The organism is Paraburkholderia sp. RL17-337-BIB-A, from assembly GCF_046025895.1.
GTDB lineage: Bacteria > Pseudomonadota > Gammaproteobacteria > Burkholderiales > Burkholderiaceae > Paraburkholderia > Paraburkholderia fungorum_C.
The window spans coordinates 2,454,916-2,471,571 of record NZ_JARESY010000001.1; the positions used below are offsets into that span (position 1 = coordinate 2,454,916).

Consider the following 16,656-nt stretch of genomic DNA (forward strand, 5'->3'; position numbering starts at 1 on the left):
CCTAACCCGGCGCTCAAGAAACGTAGACCCGCAGGATGGTGCCATCAGGCTCAGATAGGTCGAACACGTGTAAACGACCGGCTTTGACGTCGAGCACAAGTTGCCCGATGTCTCCGACAGCGGCGGCCTGGCATGCGCCTGAATCCAGCGATTCCCACTGGATGGTTTCGTTCACGGGTTTGCGCTTTCCATACATGAGCAGCTGTACAGCACTATCGCGCGATAGAAAAATCTGCGACATATATTATGTGTGCCCTCGTCCACGGCAATCGCCGACACCAGTATTCTTGCCTATGCCGAAGGCAAAAAGACACTGGCCGCTTGTGCTCTCGATAGGCTCGACAGTTCACCAGACGAGCACAACTGTGTTACACAAATCGAGGCAAAGGGAACGCGCTGTCAGCGCGTTGACCATGGCGTGCGCGTGACTATGATGTCGTCGATGATGCGCTGAGCCGCGCCGTAGCCGCGCATTAAAGTTTCGGCTTCGGTAGCGAACGGACAGCCATTGTCCCGGCCGAAGCGCAATGGCTGAATTGTTGCAGGACTTGCGCCCAAGGAGATATGGACGACGGCGACGTATCCAACCGGCACCGAAAGAACTTTTCCTCTGGGAATTCCGCCGACAGACTCCGCCTCCACCGCTATGGTGAAATCCTTGTAACCGTATGTCCGATGCATGTCGAGACCGCCCTCCATTGCGCTTTCGTTAAATGAGGTCGCGCTCGCCCGTCACCCAAACGCTCTAACGCCTTGTCGTGGGCGCTAGAGCCACGAGCTTTCGGGCCGCGCCCTTCGAGCTCCGGGTCGATTCTTAACCCATGTGCAAGCCACCGTTCAGCGAGAAGTCAGCCCCGGTCGCGAACGCGGCTTCGTCACTGGCAAGCCACGAAACAATCGAAGCAATCTCCGACGCCTCGCCGAGCCGACGTACAGGAATGCTCTGGACAATTGCATCCAATACTTCGGGGCGCACCGCACGAACCATATCCGTCCCTATGTACCCGGGTGAAACGGTATTCACCGTGATGCCCTTGGTCGCAACTTCCTGGGCAAGCGACATCGTGAAGCCGTGAATGCCTGCCTTGGCAGTCGAATAATTGGTCTGGCCGAACTGCCCCTTCTGTCCGTTCACCGACGAGATGTTGATTATCCGGCCCCATCCCTTGCTGACCATTTCCTCGATAACCTGCTTGGTCACATTGAAGAGGCTTGTCAGGTTCGTGTCGATGACATCGTTCCAGTTCTCCCGCGACATTTTCCGAAACACGCCGTCCCGCGTAATGCCGGCATTGTTCACCAGCACGTCAATCTCACCGACTTCCTTCTTTATCTTCGCAAAAGCGGCTTCGGTCGATTCCCAGTCACCGACATTGCCCTCCGAGGCGATAAAGGAGAATCCAAGCTCGGCCTGCTCGGCCAGCCACCGTTCCCGTCGTGGCGAATTCGGTCCGCATCCTGCCACCACCGTTAGCCCATCCTTATACAGACGCTGACATATCGCTGTTCCAATTCCACCCATGCCGCCGGTCACGTACGCAATTCGCTTTGCCATGTTCTATTCTCAGTTTCTGTTAGGGTTAAGGAACAAAATACTCTTGCTAGGTAGAGTGACTACGCATTGCTAGTGCGCCCGGGTGAGCGTGCCAGTCGCCTCTATGGTCGACCTGACCGGTGGCGTTCAAGCAGCTTCGGTCATTGCATCCGCCCGACTCATCCGTGCCTGGATGAATCGCCTGGGGCGATGGGCTTCCGGGTAGACACAGGTTTGGGCACCGCGCCGGGTGTCTACTCTGGCAGGCGACCATGCTCGATAAAGTCGTGAAGCACCTTGACTGCCTCCGGCTTGCCGCGCTGCTCCAGTTTCCTGAGAAGTGCTTCCGCAAACCCCTTCAGGTCATCGCGTCCGTGACATGCCTCGAACTGAAGAACTGTTTCCCTGACCGCCGCGTGAATACTTTGCTCGTACAACATGCTCGCGATGTGCGAAGCACCTCGCGCCAACTCCATCTCGCAGCCATTGAAGCGCCGGACGTCATCAGTCGACCGTTTACGTTTAGCCGCCATCACATCGATACCCCGGTTTTCCGGCAAGCGCCTGCCGCGTCGACTTATAAATGCCGGCTGGCGCGTCGCCGCGCGCCAGTCCGACTGAGTTGACATCACAAGGATGAATACGGACGCAGGGCACGCCTACTCCATACTCCGCCATCTCCACGAAATGCGGATTAGGCGACCTGAGCGTGCCCCGTACAAAGCCAGTCAACGTCGAGATTGAGGACGGCGGCCAGACGCATACAGGCGTTCAACGGCGGCACGATGATTCCGCGTCGCCAATATTGCACCTCGTATTCACTCACACCCAGCCATCTCGCTGCGCGCGCCGAGCTGATGCCGGCCCGTTTGAATGCCCGGTCGAGGCGGGCAGCCAAGGCCCGCCTGAGGCGGTCGTTCTCGATGCTACGCTCGAGGTGACCGATATTCGTGGTACGTCGAATCATCTTGCTTAACGTCTCTCAGCTTTTATTTTTGATGCGTTTCAGCGCCGACGCATTCGCGGCGTCGAATGAAGTTACGTGTTCGTCATGACAGCCTTGTGACTCGGTGTTGCCCCTTCGTCACCGTGACCCCGAACTTGCGCAACGGTTGTGCTCACAACTATCTCTCTGCATGCGCATCGACGTCAAGTGACAAATTCGTCTGAGAAAATCATTGCGCTACATTAAGGCCGTTCTGCGCGTTTTTGCGGTCGAGAAATGTGCAGAACCGAACAGATGATTTTAATTAATTTGTAATGCGAAGCATGAACGACCGTGCTTTTCCAGATTCGTCAGAAGGGGCGTCGCTGACAAGGTTCGTCGATGACGGCTCGCGCATCGAATACGCGTCTTTGGGTCGACCTCGATGCGCTACCAGAATCTTCGCCGCGGCCTAAACCACCGAAACGAAAATATTTTTGCAACGCGTTCACCTGCAGTCAGGTGAACCGTTGGCGGCACTGTCACCGCAGCCAGACAGAGAAGCAAACCAGAAGCGACAACTTTTCGCATGTTCCAGAGCACTCCGAAACGCATCCCGAAGATGGCCGTCTATCCCTTGGCCGCGTTGCATTCATCTGAGTAAAGGTCGTTTCCGGATTTTCAGCGGGACCCCTCCCCAACCCGGGTTTTCACCTAGATAACGTTTGCGCCTCAACATCAACAAGGCATTTGCCGATGCGCTCACGCACCGTTCGCCGCCACGGCTGAACAAACGATTGACATCCGCTCACTCGCCCATAGAATGGGACATTGCTGCACCGCACCAGCCGCTCCTACTTCGTGACTAATATCTCGCGATTTGATTCATTTGACTGTTCGAAATTAGTCGCTTCACCTCTATGGAGTTTAGTGATGAGCAGTCTCCCCCCGGAACAAATCGTCGCTGCGCAGAAAGCCGGCGCTGACACAACATTTGGTTTCCTGACCAAAGCCTTTGACGGCGTCGAAAAGCTGGCCGAGCTGAATGTGCAAGCGGTCAAATCAAGCCTCGCTGAAAATCAGGAAATCCTGGTCAAGACGTTTTCAGCCGGAGAGCCGCACGCGTTGTTCGCACAACAGGCAAGCCACGCTCAACCCGCCATAGAAAAGGCACAGTCGTACTGGCGCCACGTCTACGAAATCATCTCCAGCACTCAAGCCGAGTTCGCGGCGGTCGCCGAAGCCCAACTCAAGCAGTACCAGCAAGGTGCACTGGCTTTTGTCGACAGCCTCGCGAAGAAAGCGCCGGCAGGAAGCGAAAACGCTGTGGCAGCATGGAAAACGTTCATCACCACGGCAAACGAGACAACGAACACGACGTATGAAGCTGCGAAGAAGGCCGCAAAGCAGGTGGTGGAGACTGCGGAGAGCAACATCAGCACGGTGGCATCGGCTTCGGCCAAGCGGACTCGACAGCTTTGCAGCACCGGTCGATGCCAATGAGAAGTAATAGCGTCTTGTCGTAGCTCATCACTGTCAAATCTTCCAGGCGAGCCCCCGCTCGCGTTGGTTGCGGGTGGCCGTCAGTGGCGCCCGGAACGCTTGGAGGCGACCAGTGCGCCTCGTACGCCGTCACGAAACCCGTCTTCTGAGCCAGAAATTTTCATGCGGCGTTGCGCAGGTCTCCTGCCCTACCTGCGTTTGATTTCGTCCGGTATCAATCACGCGAAGCGACCACATTCCTCGCGGCTGGAGGTGCAACGAGGCGAGTGCCCCAGGGCAACGCCGAGCCGACGGCAACGAGACTGAAGGAGGAGCGGATGAACACGGCTGGAAGGTCCCTGCGTTCGCTGGTTGAAAAATGGCTGACGCCAACTGCGGCGACGCCGATTCGGGTTACCCGTTTCACTCGCACAGGCTCTAGCCGCAAGCGTTACGTACGCGTTGATGCACAGCGCCCGGAAGGTTCGATTGGGCTTTTTTTCTTCCGGTGCGATGACGGCACATGGCAGGTGTTCCCGCCCTGGACCGGCCGCTAACAATATGTGCCGGCGCCAGCGCGGTGTGATTGGGTCAACGCCGCAACCTCTCCGTTGTATTGATTGAAGACAAAACGCGAAGTATATTGTTATACTTTTTATAGCATCCAAGTTAGATGCCGTCGTTCGCCCCGTACGCACGCCGGGCAGGAAAAGCAGGTTAATCAGAGCGCATGCAATGACTGCCACTAACAGAAATTCGACGGGCATAAGCCCCTACACGTTCCGTAATATCGACCCCGCGATTGCCCATCTCGAGCAGGTACTGGGGGCGGAAGGAGCGGATTCTCTGTTCTCCAGAACGTACTGGCGTGGGCGAGTTCTTCAGGCACTTGCGACGCCGGGACTTTTCTCAAACCAACAGCAACGGCTGCAGAGACTGTTGGAAAGCATCGACTCCTCCCTGCCTGCCTGAAATGCCCGTCTCCAGTTCGGAGCTCTCGATGCGTTCAGCCAACCGCTACCGGGGCTCGCATATGTTTGGTGGAGGTCGCCTCCTCCGGAGCCACTGCGGAGTTTCCACGACACCGCGACATCGAAGTCGCGAGCTGGTTGCAGATGCAACTAGAGTCATCGCCGCCCCCCGGACGAGCACCGTATAGCTAGAAGGGACCGCAGCGGCACCTACCGCGGCCCGATAGCCTGACACTTCCTTCCCTTGTCGAACGCAGCCAGTGGAATGTGGGCCTGCGCACATATCTTCGGGCGTAACTGTTCAAGACGCGAATTCTCCAATATAAACTCCCGAAGCCGTGGAGTCGCCTTACGCTGCTTTTTGCACTGACAAACTGTTCAGCCAGAAAGGGCACATGACCGCACGGGAGCACCTGGCGAAAGCCTCGCTCTGGACGGCACCTGAGAGCACACAATGACCGACAAAACATACCGGTTCGGGCTTGCCGGGATATGCCTGGTACAACGCCGACCGACGCGCTCGGACGGTGGTTGTTCCCGGTCCCAGGACACAAGGACGATGAAAGGAAAAAAGGCGTCGGCCGAGGCATGCGCCCTTGAGCGCGTGGTGAGCGCCGCGCGCGAAGTACAAGCCGCGTCACTACGGCTGGAAGCGCACTACGCAGAAGACCCAAATGAGCTGCCGTCGACGCTCCAACTGGCCAGATTTGCGGCGGCCATGCAGGAACTGAAGAATGCGCGGGAAGCCTTCGATACCCTGGTCGAGAAAAGAGACCTGACCTCCCCCTGACGGCAATCTCACGGGTCAGCTTTATGAGGGGGCAGCCGTTAGACCTCAGCATTTCCCCGTACTCGTCCGGATGGAATGCCGCAGCCGCATTACCATCGACTGTTAACATCCACAACGCTGGAGTTCCACATGGTCCTTCCATCCTCCGTACAAGACGGGTTTCTCAAGATGTTGTCCCGAGACAAGACAGCCGTAAACATCTTTCTCAAGAGCGGCACCCGTCTGACCGGAAAAATCGAATCATTCGACCGCTACACCGTCGAACTGACGTCGCCCGGTGGCTCGCAATCCATCATGAAGCACGCAATTGCCACCGTACTTCCGGGCGGGTGGAAGCCGCCCGCACGCTCCCCTTCGGACATGCCTGCAACCAGAGAGCGCCGATTGAATCGGCGTCGGATTTGCTAATAGCCCAAGGAAAGTTCGCCTGCGCCCGTTTCGGTCAGGAAGGATTCCTGTGTAGTGTAGCCAAGGTTCCGTCTCTGTTGGCGGCATGCACGGCATGAAGGCCGTTCTCAAATTCACCTCCGCGTACGCCAAAGCTCATATTGACGGGAGACCCGCTAGTATCATCCAACAGGGACGCGATGAGCGGAGATACTACAATGGACGACCGATTTGATAGACGTGAACTGCTGCTTCACCTCGGAGACATGCTCGAAGCTTTGAGCTGTTTAGCCAAGACCGGTGGGCCGGACGCGCCGGTGGGGCAGCTTGCGACGGAACAGGATTCGTTGCAGGACTTCGAGTTCCTCCGGGCGCTTTCCCCGAAGATGACGGTGGCCGAGTTCGGCGCACGCGCCGCGAGCGCCTTCTTCCTGTGGCCAAAGGAACTGCTCGATTTGGAGCTCAACCGCAATGCGCTTGCGTCAACCGTTCAGCACGACCTCTTTGATGGCAACCCTGACGGCTGGAAGACGTATGTCGCCCATATGCAGAAGAAGGTGGGATGGTTTGGGACCGGGCTTCCCGAGATGAAAAGGAGCGTCTCGGACGAACCGGCGCACGTTGCCGCTGAAGAAGCGAGTCCGGTCGAAGCGTCGGTCGACGCCGCGCCGGCCGCTGAGTGGGATGCGCCCGACGAGAAGAAGGGTTGGCCTTGGCCCCAGCCAGGCTCGACGTCCTGAGGCACTGCTGCTCTTGCGTCCGCCGCGGATTCAAGAGCAACGAGCGCCTGAACTGGGCCCTGGCGACTGCACTGTCAACGAATTCTCCGGGTGTCCCGTTGTAACTCTTTATGTCAGTCTTCGTCGGCCGGTAATCGGCCGTTACCAATCGCGCCCCCTACCAGGCCGTTGAAATATCCGTCGTTGATGCGCTCAGATGCATTACGACGGATGCTGGGTTTGCACTTTTGAAACGCGGAACACGTTTGCGGGCATTCGGCGTTACTCGCGGGTTCACCATATCGGTGTTATCCATCGCTTCCTGCCCCTCAACCGGCAAGTGTGCGCATACGCGTCAGGTTGTAGCCGACCTGCGTCAGCACGAAGAGCTGGTCTACGCGTTCGAGTCCCCGATACATCGCTTGTCGAATTCGTCCGACTGTCTTGCCCCATCCGAACACCTGCTCAATGCGTTTACGTTTTTGCTGGCTGACCGCGTAACCCGGCCAGCGCGTAGTTCGCTCGTCAATTGCTGAACCTCCTGGACGCCCATCGTTTTGCGCCACATGCGGCGTCACACGGTTCGCTCGACAACTGGCCACGAAACCGGCGGTGTCGTAGTTCTTGTCCGCGCCGACCGTGATGCCGTGCGGCGCAACACTTGCGGCATCGGCAAGCATCAGCTCGGCCGCGTCGCGCTCGGCGGTGCCCGTCGCCAGCGTCACCTGTGCGTTGACCACCAGGCCATGCCGGTTGTCGGTCAGCACGTGGCCCATATAACAGAGCATCGCTCCGGTTCCTTTGCTCTTGCGAAACAGGCGCGCCTGCTCGTCCGTCGTGGATTGGTGCGTCTCGTTACTGCGCTTCTGTCCGTGCCAGTTGTCATTCGGCGCGGGCGGTTCGTCAGGAGGCGTGTCGTCTTTGTCCGGACTTGCCTTGGGCACAAAGCTCTTGTGCCCGGCCCATGCCTGAATCAACGTACCGTCGACGCTAAAGTGCTCCCCGGAAAGATATCCGCGCTCGCGCGCGGTCTCGACTGTCTCGTTGAAGAGCAACACCAGCACATCGTGTTCGAGCAACCGGTCGCGGTTCTTGCTGAACGTCGAGTGGTCCCACACGGTCCCGTCCATCGGCAGGCCGACGAACCAGCGGAACAACATGTTGTAGGAAATCTGTTCCACCAGCATGCGCTCGCTACGAATCGAATACAGCACCTGCAGCAAAAGAGCTCGCACCAGCTTCTCCGGCGCGATGCTCGGCCGACCTCCTTTCGCATCAGCCTCGTACATCCGCGCGAACACATCGTCCATGCGTTTAAGCGCGTCATTGAGCCAGGTGCGAATCGGACGCAACGGATGGTCCTTCGGTACAAAATCGTCCAGCTTCAACACCGTGAACATTGACTCGGTAAAACCATCTGGCCCACGCATCCGTTCCATCTCGCTCTCATTGATGACATCAGTTCAACGTTTACGCCTGCGTCCCGGATGACCGCTACATGAGGTATTTCACCGGCCTGCTACGTTTCACTTTCGACCGAGCCGCACTCTTACACTTCCCTCCGCTGCATCGGAAGCAACAACCGTACTACTTCAGAGCGGCGAAACGGACGGTTGAAATCAAGCAACCCGCCTCCAACTCGGGTTGGCCCCCAACACACGCGTACAAACAACATGAAAACTGGAAGCAAATTCAGGCTGGTCGCAGCAGCACTCCTTCTTGCAAGCGTCGGAACGGCAAACGCCGCCGGCTGCCTTAAGGGCGCTGTCGTCGGTGGTGTCGCCGGTCATTACGCCGGGCATCACGCGGTGGTCGGCGCGGTAGGCGGATGTATTGTCGGTCACCATCTCGCGAAACAGCACGCACAGGAGCAGGCGGCGCAGCGTGAGGCGGCACAGCGAGCATCTGCTCATTCTGGCGTCTAAGGCTGGCTTAGTCGTCGGCTTTCAGCATGGTTGAACAACACCTTCAAAGCGGAGATTGAAATCGTTATGGCCAGTCAATCGCGCATCCATAAGAATGCAACTCTGGCAATGTCCCCTTTGCTACGTGCATTGACATTTAGCCGTGCCGCGCACGAGCCCGTGACTCAGGCGATGCTCCTACAGGCGTATGCCAGCCTGGACGGGTTTCGTCGAGGATATGGTTCACATGAGCTGTTGGAGAACCTCAGTCGACAACTGCTTATCGCCGAGGAGCTTTGTCACCTCCGGAACCACGCTCACGGCTTGCCTCACATCGAGGCCGCGTGCGCTGCTACGGCACAAATCGAAACGGTGGGAAAGAGTACCGGGGCGTGGCTGATGAACGATATTGCGTATACACAGCTCTGCAATGCGCTTGGCATCTTCGATAATCAGCTATCTGCTGCGTCACTCGGTGATATTGCGAAAGCTGAGGCGCGCGGAGCAAGCACGCTGATGCGAGAGGAGCAAGGCGCCGTATTCTCCATGGCAGCGGTGTGAGCGCCTTGACTATGCACTTCTACCGCTGCAAGGTCCGGCGCCAGCATGGTCGTGAAGTACAACAATAACTGGAATCTGGTAGTTGGTTATGTCTACGGCAGTAAAACCAAGGCGCCCTATTGCAGCGCCGGTACCTCTTGGGCTCAGACTACGTCGGATGCTGAGTGCACATGAAATTGCCACGCTTCTGCTATTACTTCAGGCGCCGGCTGAGCTCATGGCCGCGACGCCTGACGTAATGGCACTTCGCGAAGTCGGACTGGTCCAGGGTGTCGAGTCGGAACAAGATGGAGCCACCTCTATGTTCGCACTTACTGCCGATGGACGTGCCGTGTTGCGCGCGCTTGGCGCTGGATGAATTGTGGTGGTAACGCTGATGTCGCCGATGCCGGCTTGACCCGCATGCCGAAATCCGGCTGACCACCAGAGCGGGTCGTGAATCGTTGCTGCTGGAACCTCTTTCCAATTGGCAGACTGGTCAGTCCGATGTCGGCATGCGAGTCGATGTAGTGTTGGCGTCCACAAGCCAAGGTCCTGGCAAGGATAACCACGTTATTGAGGAGGCTGAAAAATCGCACGCGAAATGCACCTGATATGTCAGGCCACACTACCCCATAGCTGCAGCAGACAGCGATGTGCTGTGAGCCTAGGCGGCCAGGAGAGTGCTCGCATCGCTGCTGCAGCGAGCATCTTCGATGACTTGCATGAGTGCTTCGAGGGAGAAGGGCTTATGCAGAAGGACATCGAAGAGTTGGGCAAAATCTTCGTGGCTTTCGTTGTCTCCGGTCATGGAGACAACGAAAGGCCGGGGAGACACCGGCCTGTCCATGAGCGCCCGTGCCACAGCACTGCCATTGATACCGGGCAGATGCTCGTCAAGAAAAACAAGTTCAAAAGCGCCGCAGCGAAGCAACTGGAGCGCAGTCTCCCCATCGTGCGCCACGACGGCGCGGTGACCATAGCACTCCAGGAGAAAAGCCAAACTGTCCGCGACAACCTCATTGTCGTCCACGACGAGCACGTCCATTCGCTATTCCTTATTACGAAAAGTGATGGTTTTGCCAAGAAAATCCTACTTATGTAATACGATATTATTAAATGGCTTGGCTTATCCGTATGTTCTACAGATTAATACTTAAGTATAGCAACCTACTTGTTTTGCGAGCATTTAAATACAACCCGATTCGTGCGGCCGCCCGCACTATTCTGTACACCCTTCTCGGAATGCCCGGAAAAGCATTGCGGCGCAAGTTAGCTCCGCGCGTGGCTCTACCCGTTAGCAGGGTTTCCCCTAGCACAACGTTTGCGAGTCAACACCAGTAAGGCAGTTGATGCCGCTCGCAAAAGGCGCGCGTCGCCGCAGCGCGACAAACAATTGACATTCGCGCGCTCAACCCTAGAATGAGACTTCGCTGCATCGCAACAACGATTCCGTCGTTCGTGATTCCGTTCACCGGTCTCCCGGACGTTCACCACTTCGCCCCCTATGGAGTTAGTGATGGGCAGTGTCGACCCCGAACAGCAATTGACTGCTGCGCAGAAGGCCGGTTTCGAAGCGGTATTTAGCGTCTTCACCAAGGCTTTCGAAGACACCGAAAAGCTGGTCGAGTTGAATTTGCAGGCGGTCAAATCGACCCTCGCCGAACATCAGGAAATCCTGGCCAAAACGTTTTCGGTCAAAGACCTGCACGAGTTGTTCGGGTTGCAGGCAAGCCACGCTCAACCCCCCGTAGAAAAGGCACAGTCGTACTGGCGCCACGTTTACGAAATCATCTCCAGCACACAAAGCGGATTCGCGGCGGCGGCTGAAGCGCAACTCCAGCAGCACCATCGCGGGACGCACCAGTTCGTTGACAAGCTCGCGAAGAAAGCACCGGCAGGAAGCGAAGCCGCCGTGGCAGCATGGAAGGCATTCATCAAGACCGCCAGCGAGACGGCCAGCGCCACGTATGAAGCTGCCAGGAAAGCTACAAAGCAAGCGGTGGAGATTGTCGACAGCAATGTTAGCGCTGCGTCGCCGGCCTTGGCCAAGCGGACGCGACAGGCCGTTGTACCAGTCGAAGCCGTTCAGAAGTAGTAATGTTTCGACGTCGGCCAACGCCGCCAAATGTTTCAAGCGAGTCCTTCTTTTTTTGGAGTGGCTTTGTGGGGCTCGGTAGGGCAAGTGCACCTCGGATGCCGTCGTGGAGCTAGTCGCCTATGCGCGTCGGACAGAAAACGTAACGGTCGCCGGAAAGCACGCAGGGAACCCGCCCGATACAAATGTAGCGGGCACGCCTGTCGGACGGTGTCTCGATTCGCCGCCCGCGCTTTTCCGAATATCTTCACATGACTATCAGTAGTCTTAATGGTCTGAAACTCGGGGGCTTCCCGCTTGGGCCATCGCATCTCGGTTAGCCGGGTACTGCTGACCCCGGTTGTGCAAGTTGTTGAGATTCAACGGCTCCGGGCATAGTCACGACCCGGGTGCATGCTATCGACAGACCTCGGGGGGCCACAATGGTCGCAAAACGCAAGTCTGCATTGAAGAGCATCAACCTGTCGGGAAACACGCCTCTGCGTGACGACCTCAAACCAGAGCTTGCGCCCATCGCCACCGCACTGACGGAAGAACTCGCGGCGCTGTTAGCAACCGTTCTCGACGATGGAAGAAAACAGACGCTCGACCATCTGTCACAGGCGCTAAGCGACGCGGTCCCCGAGTTGCTCCAACGGGCTTTTGAACAGGAATTGCTCGCAGGCGGAAAGTCGGCGTCCGAACGTCGGGCATCGCTCGTCGCAGTATTGCGGGCGAGAGAGGTACCTGTGCACATGACATCCACCAGACAAACCCACGCAACTGACGAAAGCACAGACTGTCTGTCGGCAAAGCCAGCTGCGAAGCTTCGGAGCGTCTCGTCTGCGCATGTGAAGAAACTTGCGAGAGCCGGCGGACTGGGTAAGCTAGACAAGGACACCCAGTGGTGTGACGAGGGTCGAACGGGCGGCCGGACTGGCACGCTGTGAAGAGATGGCAGATGTCGAAGACGGGGAGCCGACACTGCACGATTCACATAGGTGACCGGCGTCCAACATCCGCGCCTTTTGAGGTCGCACCGGATGCGCTTGTCATCACTTTTTACCGGTCCATTCGCCCGGCAATTTTAGGGGGCGTTGTTTGATTTATGCTGATGCCAGCGTAGCTTATACGCTCTTCCTCCAGGGACAGTCGGTCCGCCAATGTCAACAAAGAACCAATGCCCCCATGGACACCACTCTCACCGTAGAAGCCAACGTGTCAACGGACGGAAAACTCGTTGAGTTCGTCGTATTCGCCCGTGGACATGTGGTGCAATGTTCGATTACGCGGGATGTGCTCGAACAGTATTTCTGGGCGCCCATCGGCGCAAACGACGCTCGCCTTCTGAAGGCTTATACGGATGGACACAAGCGGATTGCCGCGGCTGTTGAACGAAAAGTAGTACTGAGAGGCTCGGCCGAGCCGATAAAGCTGCACGCTGCAGACTTTTCTCACTGACGGCCTCTGGTGCTATCTCCGCTCTCGAGGGGAGAGTCGACCCGCCATTGTGGAGCGCACTTTGTCAACGCACACCCCGGTTGCGTGACCCGCCGTCTCATCCCATGCGGGCGCGGTCAATTCAACGACGCGGCGCCGGGTTGCCTGAAACCAGCACATCGAACGCTTCGCGGGCGTCTCGCAGTTCCTGCATGGCGGCGGCAAATCTCGCGAGTTCCAATGTAGACGGATGCCGCCCTCCCTCCTCGCCGAAGTGCGCCTCGAGCGCTGTTGAGGCTGCGTACACCTCTCGCGCGGCACTAACGACGCGTTCAAGTGCCAGCGCCTCATGTGATGGGGATTTTTCCTTTGTCATCGCTCTTACTCTCGGCATGAAACCTTGACGCACTACTGTCTTGTGCAGACAACGGAAAGTCGCTTCGGTGCGAGTATGGCACGCCGGGAGGTTCCCCGCGTGCTGACGACCGGGGGCCGCCTGCTCGCCTCGCCAGCCATTACGTTAAAATGTCTAGGCATTGCAGTGGTTCGAGGCATTGCATCGCGCTTCTCGTCTGACACGCTATTACTTCCACCTGAATTTACATGAAACTCATTTTCAAGAAGACTCTCGCTGTCCTCATCGTAGCCTCGTTCGCAGCCCCCGCGGTGTCGTTCGCTGATACGCACCGCGACAGCCGGCACGCCCCTGTGCGGCACCATCATCAACCTCACCATCAATACCACCCGCACGCCTAAGCGTCTCGCGCCATCAAGGCCGGCCTAGGTAAGAAACGGTTTGTCCCACGACGGGCGAACCGTTCTTTGGTCTACCGCATATGTCTTGCGTCTGCTTCACCCCTTTCGCGCAGGCCGGCAACTGGCCGGCCTGGACCCGTTTGCAGTTCTGTTGGAGTCTGGTCCAGGCGTGCAACTTGTTTTCAAAAATGCCATTTCGACCGTGATGCCGGTCAATGGCAGGGGGCGCGGCACGCGACCCGACCGAGGCGCCGATGAGTAGCGACAAACCGAACCTCGAGCGAGCTCGCGTCCGATGAGAACCGCCATGACATGCTGTGGCATACGCTTGACCTGCGCTTAGCCGCGCGACGTCCACCCCGAGAAGTTCAGAAAGGCGCTCGCACTCCGTTCTCTTCGGAACGATAACTCCGGCGCGCCAAAAGGTCACGTCCCGCTCCGGTACGCCGAGCGACCTCTCCACCCGACGGGAAGTAGTCGTCACTGACCTTGGACTCTCCCGCAGACGGTCAAAGTCCCAGCGAAGACCTGTTCGCGGTCTCGCGCTGAGGTCTCGACACTTTCGGATGCAAGACGTAGCGCCCCTGGTTGTCCGTTGTCAATTTCCCGTGGTACAAAGAAAGCGTCATGTTCTACCGTTCCGCTGAACGTGACAACAACACAAAACTTTTGGGAAGATTCAGGAAAATGGCAACAGGTATAGTGAAGTGGTTCAACGATGCAAAGGGCTTTGGCTTCATCACGCAGGACGGCGGCGGCGAGGACCTATTTGCACATTTTTCTGAAATCCAGGGAAACGGCTTCAAATCCCTGCAGGAGAATCAGAAGGTGAGCTTCGAAGTGAAGCAAGGCCCGAAAGGCAAGCAGGCTGCAAATATCCAGCCGCTCTGAACCGCTCACTTCATGCCGCACTCGACGACGCTTGATTCATCCGCACTCTGCGCACGCCTGCGTACTGAAATTGACTTGTCGCCCGGATACCGTGCAGTTTCCGGCGCTGTCCGGCAATGGTGGAGTACCCACTCCGCTGTGATGTAATGCGACCGCGTTCCGGCTTCGCGAGGTACCCCGATGACTGCTGGTCTTACAACCGAATGAGGACTGAAACCGCAGGAGACGACGGTTCGGTCATCTACGTCGTCGACGACGACAAGGGAATCCGGCAGGCTCTCGACATGCTTCTGCGCTCGGTAGGCTTGCGCGTCGAAACGTTCGAGTCCCCGGACGAATTTCTCCGGTTTCCTCGCGCCACCGGACCAAGCTGTCTCATCCTCGACGTGCGGCTCCGCGGAAAAAGTGGCATGGCCTTTCATCAGGAAATCGTCAATAGCGGCATGCTCATTCCCGTCGTCTTCATGACCGGTCATGGAGACATCGAGATGGGGGTGAAGGCAATGAAGGCCGGCGCGCTGGACTTCCTTGCCAAGCCGTTCAAGGACCAGGACATGCTCGACGCAGTGGCTCAGGCCCTGGCCCGGGACAGCGAGCGGCTCGCGGCCGAGGCCGCGTTAGCCGGCCTGCGCGCTTCATATCAATCTCTTTCACCGCGCGAGAAAGAGGTGATGGCCTTTGTGCTGTCCGGTCTGCTGAACAAGCAGATTGCCTCTGAGATGAACCTGAGCGAAATCACGGTCAAGGTTCACCGTGGACAGGTGATGCGCAAGATGAATGCGCGCTCCATGCCAGACCTTGTCCGCAAGGCCGAATCGCTTGGTATCCAGCCCCGTCTGCCGCACGGCGGTCATCACTGAGCGCCGTCGTTAGCACTTCTGCACAGCGTCGATGATTCGCTAGGGAGTTCCGAGCGCGACCGAGAGCCAGTGAGTCATTGCAGCGGCCGGGTAAGGCTTCTGCAGCAACACAAGTGCGCCGTTACTCGCCGCCTTTGCCTGCAAAGCCGGGGTCAGATATGCGCTTATAAAGATGGTCGCCGGGGCATGCCCTTGCGCACGCAGGCACTCATGCATCTCGATACCTGACATCCTGGGCATGCGAACGTCGGAAATCAGGCAGGAGGTATGAGCGGCCTGCCCGGAGGCAAGAAATTCTTCTGCCGACTCATACATGCGCGCCTGCCAGCCAAGTGAACGGATGAGGCTGTCTAACGCAAGACGGGCGCCGCTATCGTCGTCGACAATCGAAACAACTGGCGCAAATTGCAAAATGCGGCCCTCAGCCACGCTCCCGGGCACCGCAACGCGACGGAAAAGTTTGGACATGGAAACCTCGATGCATGATATTTCGTCGCTAGGAATTCGCAACAAACGTACCTCAGGCAAGAGCGCAAGCTGGCGCGTCGTACGTGGACGGACTCAGCTGCGCAGCCGCGGCGGATTGAAGAACGGCAAATCGAGGCAACTTCAACCTTCGACATTTAACCCACCATGCAAGTTGCTGGTGATGAGCGGCGCTACGGACACCGATTTACGTGCAGACGCAACGGCTGGGTGATACGGCGAATAGCCTGTCATCCCCCTTGTGCAGTCTCCACCCGCTACCAAGTGGCGCGACTGTCCCCTGTTTGCCGTGCGCCAACACGAGCGTCATCATGGCGACTATGACCATAACGAGCGTCACGCCCATGGTCACGGACATGGCAGTCACCCAGATAGTAGGCACGTTCAGCGACCGAGTTCATTGACCGTAGTCAAACGGACGTGATGAACGCGAATTCAGTAGACGATTTGCGCAGGTTTTGGGGATGCCCCTTGCACCCTGCAGGTTTAGCGGCCCCGCGGCCGCAGTCGTTGAGGCACTTGTAATCCCGATTCCCGGAGAAATCGAAACTTCAAATCCAGTTTCAGGCCCGGCCTATTGATATCGCTCTGGACTGACGCAGTGAAGTTGGTGACTGGCAACATTTAGCCCGATTACGCTGCTTCCAGCGGTGTGGCAAACCTGCTTTCCAATGCGCTCCAGTGCACGCCCGCTGGCGGAGAAATAGCAGTAACCAAGGCTAGTACCTGGCTGACGTCAGTCCGCAGCGGCCTACGTCGGTCCGAAAACAACCGCTCCGACATCAGCGACGTGCGTAAAGCCATTGCGGCGGGCGTGGCTGACGAGATACTCGAACTGACGCAGGCCGGTGTAAACAGGATGGCGGTCGGCGACCAGACGTACCGGGTCGTTCG

At 57.7% G+C, this 16,656-nt stretch carries 22 protein-coding genes; 13 read left to right on the plus strand and 9 right to left on the minus strand.

Annotated features, from left to right (window positions below):
• Positions 1–13 precede the first annotated feature (13 nt).
• The 5 genes from P0D84_RS10955 to P0D84_RS10975 form a co-directional block, all read right to left on the minus strand.
• The gene (locus P0D84_RS10955; protein WP_408336045.1) at positions 14–175 is read right to left on the minus strand and encodes a hypothetical protein; all 162 of its coding nucleotides are present in this window, start codon (positions 173–175) and stop codon (positions 14–16) included.
• 224 nt (positions 176–399) lie between these two features.
• Complete coding sequence (locus P0D84_RS10960) at positions 400–699, minus strand: hypothetical protein (RefSeq protein WP_408336048.1); 300 nt, start codon at positions 697–699, stop codon at positions 400–402.
• A gap of 115 nt (positions 700–814) precedes the next feature.
• Positions 815–1,555 carry a 3-ketoacyl-ACP reductase gene (locus P0D84_RS10965; RefSeq protein ID WP_408336051.1) on the minus strand — a complete coding sequence of 247 codons (741 nt, stop codon included), beginning with the start codon at positions 1,553–1,555 and terminating at the stop codon, positions 815–817.
• 233 nt (positions 1,556–1,788) lie between these two features.
• The gene (locus P0D84_RS10970) at positions 1,789–2,094 is read right to left on the minus strand and encodes a hypothetical protein (RefSeq protein WP_408336053.1); all 306 of its coding nucleotides are present in this window, start codon (positions 2,092–2,094) and stop codon (positions 1,789–1,791) included.
• A gap of 134 nt (positions 2,095–2,228) precedes the next feature.
• Positions 2,229–2,501 carry a helix-turn-helix domain-containing protein gene (locus P0D84_RS10975; RefSeq protein ID WP_408336056.1) on the minus strand — a complete coding sequence of 91 codons (273 nt, stop codon included), beginning with the start codon at positions 2,499–2,501 and terminating at the stop codon, positions 2,229–2,231.
• Positions 2,502–3,392: 891 nt separating this feature from the next.
• On the opposite strand from P0D84_RS10975, the gene phaP reads away from it, so the two are divergent.
• The 4 genes from phaP to P0D84_RS10995 all read left to right on the plus strand — a co-directional run bounded on the left by phaP (position 3,393) and on the right by P0D84_RS10995 (position 6,829).
• Entirely contained in the window at positions 3,393–3,962 is a 570-nt protein-coding gene (gene phaP / locus P0D84_RS10980) for a TIGR01841 family phasin (protein ID WP_408339780.1), read from the plus strand.
• 1,404 nt (positions 3,963–5,366) lie between these two features.
• Positions 5,367–5,702 carry a hypothetical protein gene (locus tag P0D84_RS10985; protein ID WP_408336059.1) on the plus strand — a complete coding sequence of 112 codons (336 nt, stop codon included), beginning with the start codon at positions 5,367–5,369 and terminating at the stop codon, positions 5,700–5,702.
• 129 nt (positions 5,703–5,831) lie between these two features.
• Positions 5,832–6,110 carry an RNA chaperone Hfq gene (hfq, locus tag P0D84_RS10990; RefSeq protein ID WP_408336062.1) on the plus strand — a complete coding sequence of 93 codons (279 nt, stop codon included), beginning with the start codon at positions 5,832–5,834 and terminating at the stop codon, positions 6,108–6,110.
• 197 nt (positions 6,111–6,307) lie between these two features.
• Positions 6,308–6,829, plus strand: coding sequence for a hypothetical protein (locus P0D84_RS10995; protein ID WP_408336065.1), 522 nt, complete (start codon positions 6,308–6,310; stop codon positions 6,827–6,829).
• Between the two features lie 308 nt (positions 6,830–7,137).
• Here P0D84_RS10995 and P0D84_RS11000 read toward each other — a convergent pair whose 3' ends face one another.
• The gene (locus tag P0D84_RS11000; protein ID WP_408339776.1) at positions 7,138–8,238 is read right to left on the minus strand and encodes an IS5 family transposase; all 1,101 of its coding nucleotides are present in this window, start codon (positions 8,236–8,238) and stop codon (positions 7,138–7,140) included.
• A 243-nt stretch (positions 8,239–8,481) separates the two neighbouring features.
• On the opposite strand from P0D84_RS11000, the gene P0D84_RS11005 reads away from it, so the two are divergent.
• The 3 genes from P0D84_RS11005 to P0D84_RS11015 all read left to right on the plus strand — a co-directional run bounded on the left by P0D84_RS11005 (position 8,482) and on the right by P0D84_RS11015 (position 9,631).
• Entirely contained in the window at positions 8,482–8,733 is a 252-nt protein-coding gene (locus P0D84_RS11005) for a hypothetical protein (protein WP_408336068.1), read from the plus strand.
• A gap of 30 nt (positions 8,734–8,763) precedes the next feature.
• The gene (locus P0D84_RS11010; protein WP_408336071.1) at positions 8,764–9,273 is read left to right on the plus strand and encodes a hypothetical protein; all 510 of its coding nucleotides are present in this window, start codon (positions 8,764–8,766) and stop codon (positions 9,271–9,273) included.
• An 88-nt stretch (positions 9,274–9,361) separates the two neighbouring features.
• Complete coding sequence (locus P0D84_RS11015; RefSeq protein ID WP_408336074.1) at positions 9,362–9,631, plus strand: hypothetical protein; 270 nt, start codon at positions 9,362–9,364, stop codon at positions 9,629–9,631.
• 288 nt (positions 9,632–9,919) lie between these two features.
• Here P0D84_RS11015 and P0D84_RS11020 read toward each other — a convergent pair whose 3' ends face one another.
• Positions 9,920–10,300 carry a response regulator gene (locus tag P0D84_RS11020; RefSeq protein ID WP_408336077.1) on the minus strand — a complete coding sequence of 127 codons (381 nt, stop codon included), beginning with the start codon at positions 10,298–10,300 and terminating at the stop codon, positions 9,920–9,922.
• A 471-nt stretch (positions 10,301–10,771) separates the two neighbouring features.
• Between P0D84_RS11020 and P0D84_RS11025 the strand changes: the two genes are divergently transcribed.
• From P0D84_RS11025 to P0D84_RS11035, 3 genes are all read left to right on the plus strand, one after another.
• Positions 10,772–11,350, plus strand: coding sequence for a phasin family protein (locus P0D84_RS11025; RefSeq protein WP_408336080.1), 579 nt, complete (start codon positions 10,772–10,774; stop codon positions 11,348–11,350).
• 422 nt (positions 11,351–11,772) lie between these two features.
• Positions 11,773–12,279 carry a hypothetical protein gene (locus P0D84_RS11030; RefSeq protein ID WP_408336083.1) on the plus strand — a complete coding sequence of 169 codons (507 nt, stop codon included), beginning with the start codon at positions 11,773–11,775 and terminating at the stop codon, positions 12,277–12,279.
• Positions 12,280–12,517: 238 nt separating this feature from the next.
• A complete protein-coding gene (locus P0D84_RS11035) occupies positions 12,518–12,790 on the plus strand; it encodes a DUF1488 family protein (protein WP_408336086.1) in 273 nt (90 codons plus the stop codon).
• A 121-nt stretch (positions 12,791–12,911) separates the two neighbouring features.
• On the opposite strand, the gene P0D84_RS11040 is transcribed toward P0D84_RS11035, so the two are convergent.
• Positions 12,912–13,145 carry a hypothetical protein gene (locus P0D84_RS11040; RefSeq protein WP_408336089.1) on the minus strand — a complete coding sequence of 78 codons (234 nt, stop codon included), beginning with the start codon at positions 13,143–13,145 and terminating at the stop codon, positions 12,912–12,914.
• 531 nt (positions 13,146–13,676) lie between these two features.
• Here P0D84_RS11040 and P0D84_RS11045 point away from each other — a divergent pair.
• The 3 genes from P0D84_RS11045 to P0D84_RS11055 all read left to right on the plus strand — a co-directional run bounded on the left by P0D84_RS11045 (position 13,677) and on the right by P0D84_RS11055 (position 15,276).
• On the plus strand, positions 13,677–13,787 hold the full coding sequence (locus P0D84_RS11045; RefSeq protein WP_408339782.1) for a hypothetical protein: 111 nt from the start codon (positions 13,677–13,679) through the stop codon (positions 13,785–13,787).
• 425 nt (positions 13,788–14,212) lie between these two features.
• On the plus strand, positions 14,213–14,416 hold the full coding sequence (locus P0D84_RS11050) for a cold-shock protein (RefSeq protein WP_408339784.1): 204 nt from the start codon (positions 14,213–14,215) through the stop codon (positions 14,414–14,416).
• 203 nt (positions 14,417–14,619) lie between these two features.
• Positions 14,620–15,276 carry a response regulator transcription factor gene (locus tag P0D84_RS11055; RefSeq protein ID WP_408336092.1) on the plus strand — a complete coding sequence of 219 codons (657 nt, stop codon included), beginning with the start codon at positions 14,620–14,622 and terminating at the stop codon, positions 15,274–15,276.
• A gap of 39 nt (positions 15,277–15,315) precedes the next feature.
• Here the strand turns inward: P0D84_RS11055 and P0D84_RS11060 are convergent, their stop codons facing one another.
• Entirely contained in the window at positions 15,316–15,789 is a 474-nt protein-coding gene (locus tag P0D84_RS11060; RefSeq protein ID WP_408336095.1) for a response regulator transcription factor, read from the minus strand.
• Between the last annotated feature and the right edge of the window lie 867 nt (positions 15,790–16,656).

Excerpts from the sequence above, each read along its gene's own strand:
- P0D84_RS11035 (WP_408336086.1), top strand. The coding sequence starts at position 12,518 with ATGGACACCACTCTCACCGTAGAAGCCAACGTGTCAACGGACGGAAAA.
- P0D84_RS11015 (WP_408336074.1), top strand. The coding sequence starts at position 9,362 with ATGTCTACGGCAGTAAAACCAAGGCGCCCTATTGCAGCGCCGGTACCT.
- hfq (WP_408336062.1), top strand. The coding sequence starts at position 5,832 with ATGGTCCTTCCATCCTCCGTACAAGACGGGTTTCTCAAGATGTTGTCC.
- P0D84_RS10960 (WP_408336048.1), bottom strand. The coding sequence starts at position 699 with ATGGAGGGCGGTCTCGACATGCATCGGACATACGGTTACAAGGATTTC.
- P0D84_RS11030 (WP_408336083.1), top strand. The coding sequence starts at position 11,773 with ATGGTCGCAAAACGCAAGTCTGCATTGAAGAGCATCAACCTGTCGGGA.
- P0D84_RS11025 (WP_408336080.1), top strand. The coding sequence starts at position 10,772 with ATGGGCAGTGTCGACCCCGAACAGCAATTGACTGCTGCGCAGAAGGCC.
- P0D84_RS10995 (WP_408336065.1), top strand. The coding sequence starts at position 6,308 with ATGGACGACCGATTTGATAGACGTGAACTGCTGCTTCACCTCGGAGAC.
- P0D84_RS11050 (WP_408339784.1), top strand. The coding sequence starts at position 14,213 with ATGGCAACAGGTATAGTGAAGTGGTTCAACGATGCAAAGGGCTTTGGC.
- P0D84_RS10965 (WP_408336051.1), bottom strand. The coding sequence starts at position 1,555 with ATGGCAAAGCGAATTGCGTACGTGACCGGCGGCATGGGTGGAATTGGA.
- P0D84_RS10985 (WP_408336059.1), top strand. The coding sequence starts at position 5,367 with ATGACCGACAAAACATACCGGTTCGGGCTTGCCGGGATATGCCTGGTA.
- P0D84_RS11005 (WP_408336068.1), top strand. The coding sequence starts at position 8,482 with ATGAAAACTGGAAGCAAATTCAGGCTGGTCGCAGCAGCACTCCTTCTT.
- P0D84_RS11000 (WP_408339776.1), bottom strand. The coding sequence starts at position 8,238 with ATGCGTGGGCCAGATGGTTTTACCGAGTCAATGTTCACGGTGTTGAAG.
- phaP (WP_408339780.1), top strand. The coding sequence starts at position 3,393 with ATGAGCAGTCTCCCCCCGGAACAAATCGTCGCTGCGCAGAAAGCCGGC.
- P0D84_RS11055 (WP_408336092.1), top strand. The coding sequence starts at position 14,620 with ATGAGGACTGAAACCGCAGGAGACGACGGTTCGGTCATCTACGTCGTC.
- P0D84_RS11020 (WP_408336077.1), bottom strand. The coding sequence starts at position 10,300 with ATGGACGTGCTCGTCGTGGACGACAATGAGGTTGTCGCGGACAGTTTG.
- P0D84_RS11040 (WP_408336089.1), bottom strand. The coding sequence starts at position 13,145 with ATGACAAAGGAAAAATCCCCATCACATGAGGCGCTGGCACTTGAACGC.
- P0D84_RS10975 (WP_408336056.1), bottom strand. The coding sequence starts at position 2,501 with ATGATTCGACGTACCACGAATATCGGTCACCTCGAGCGTAGCATCGAG.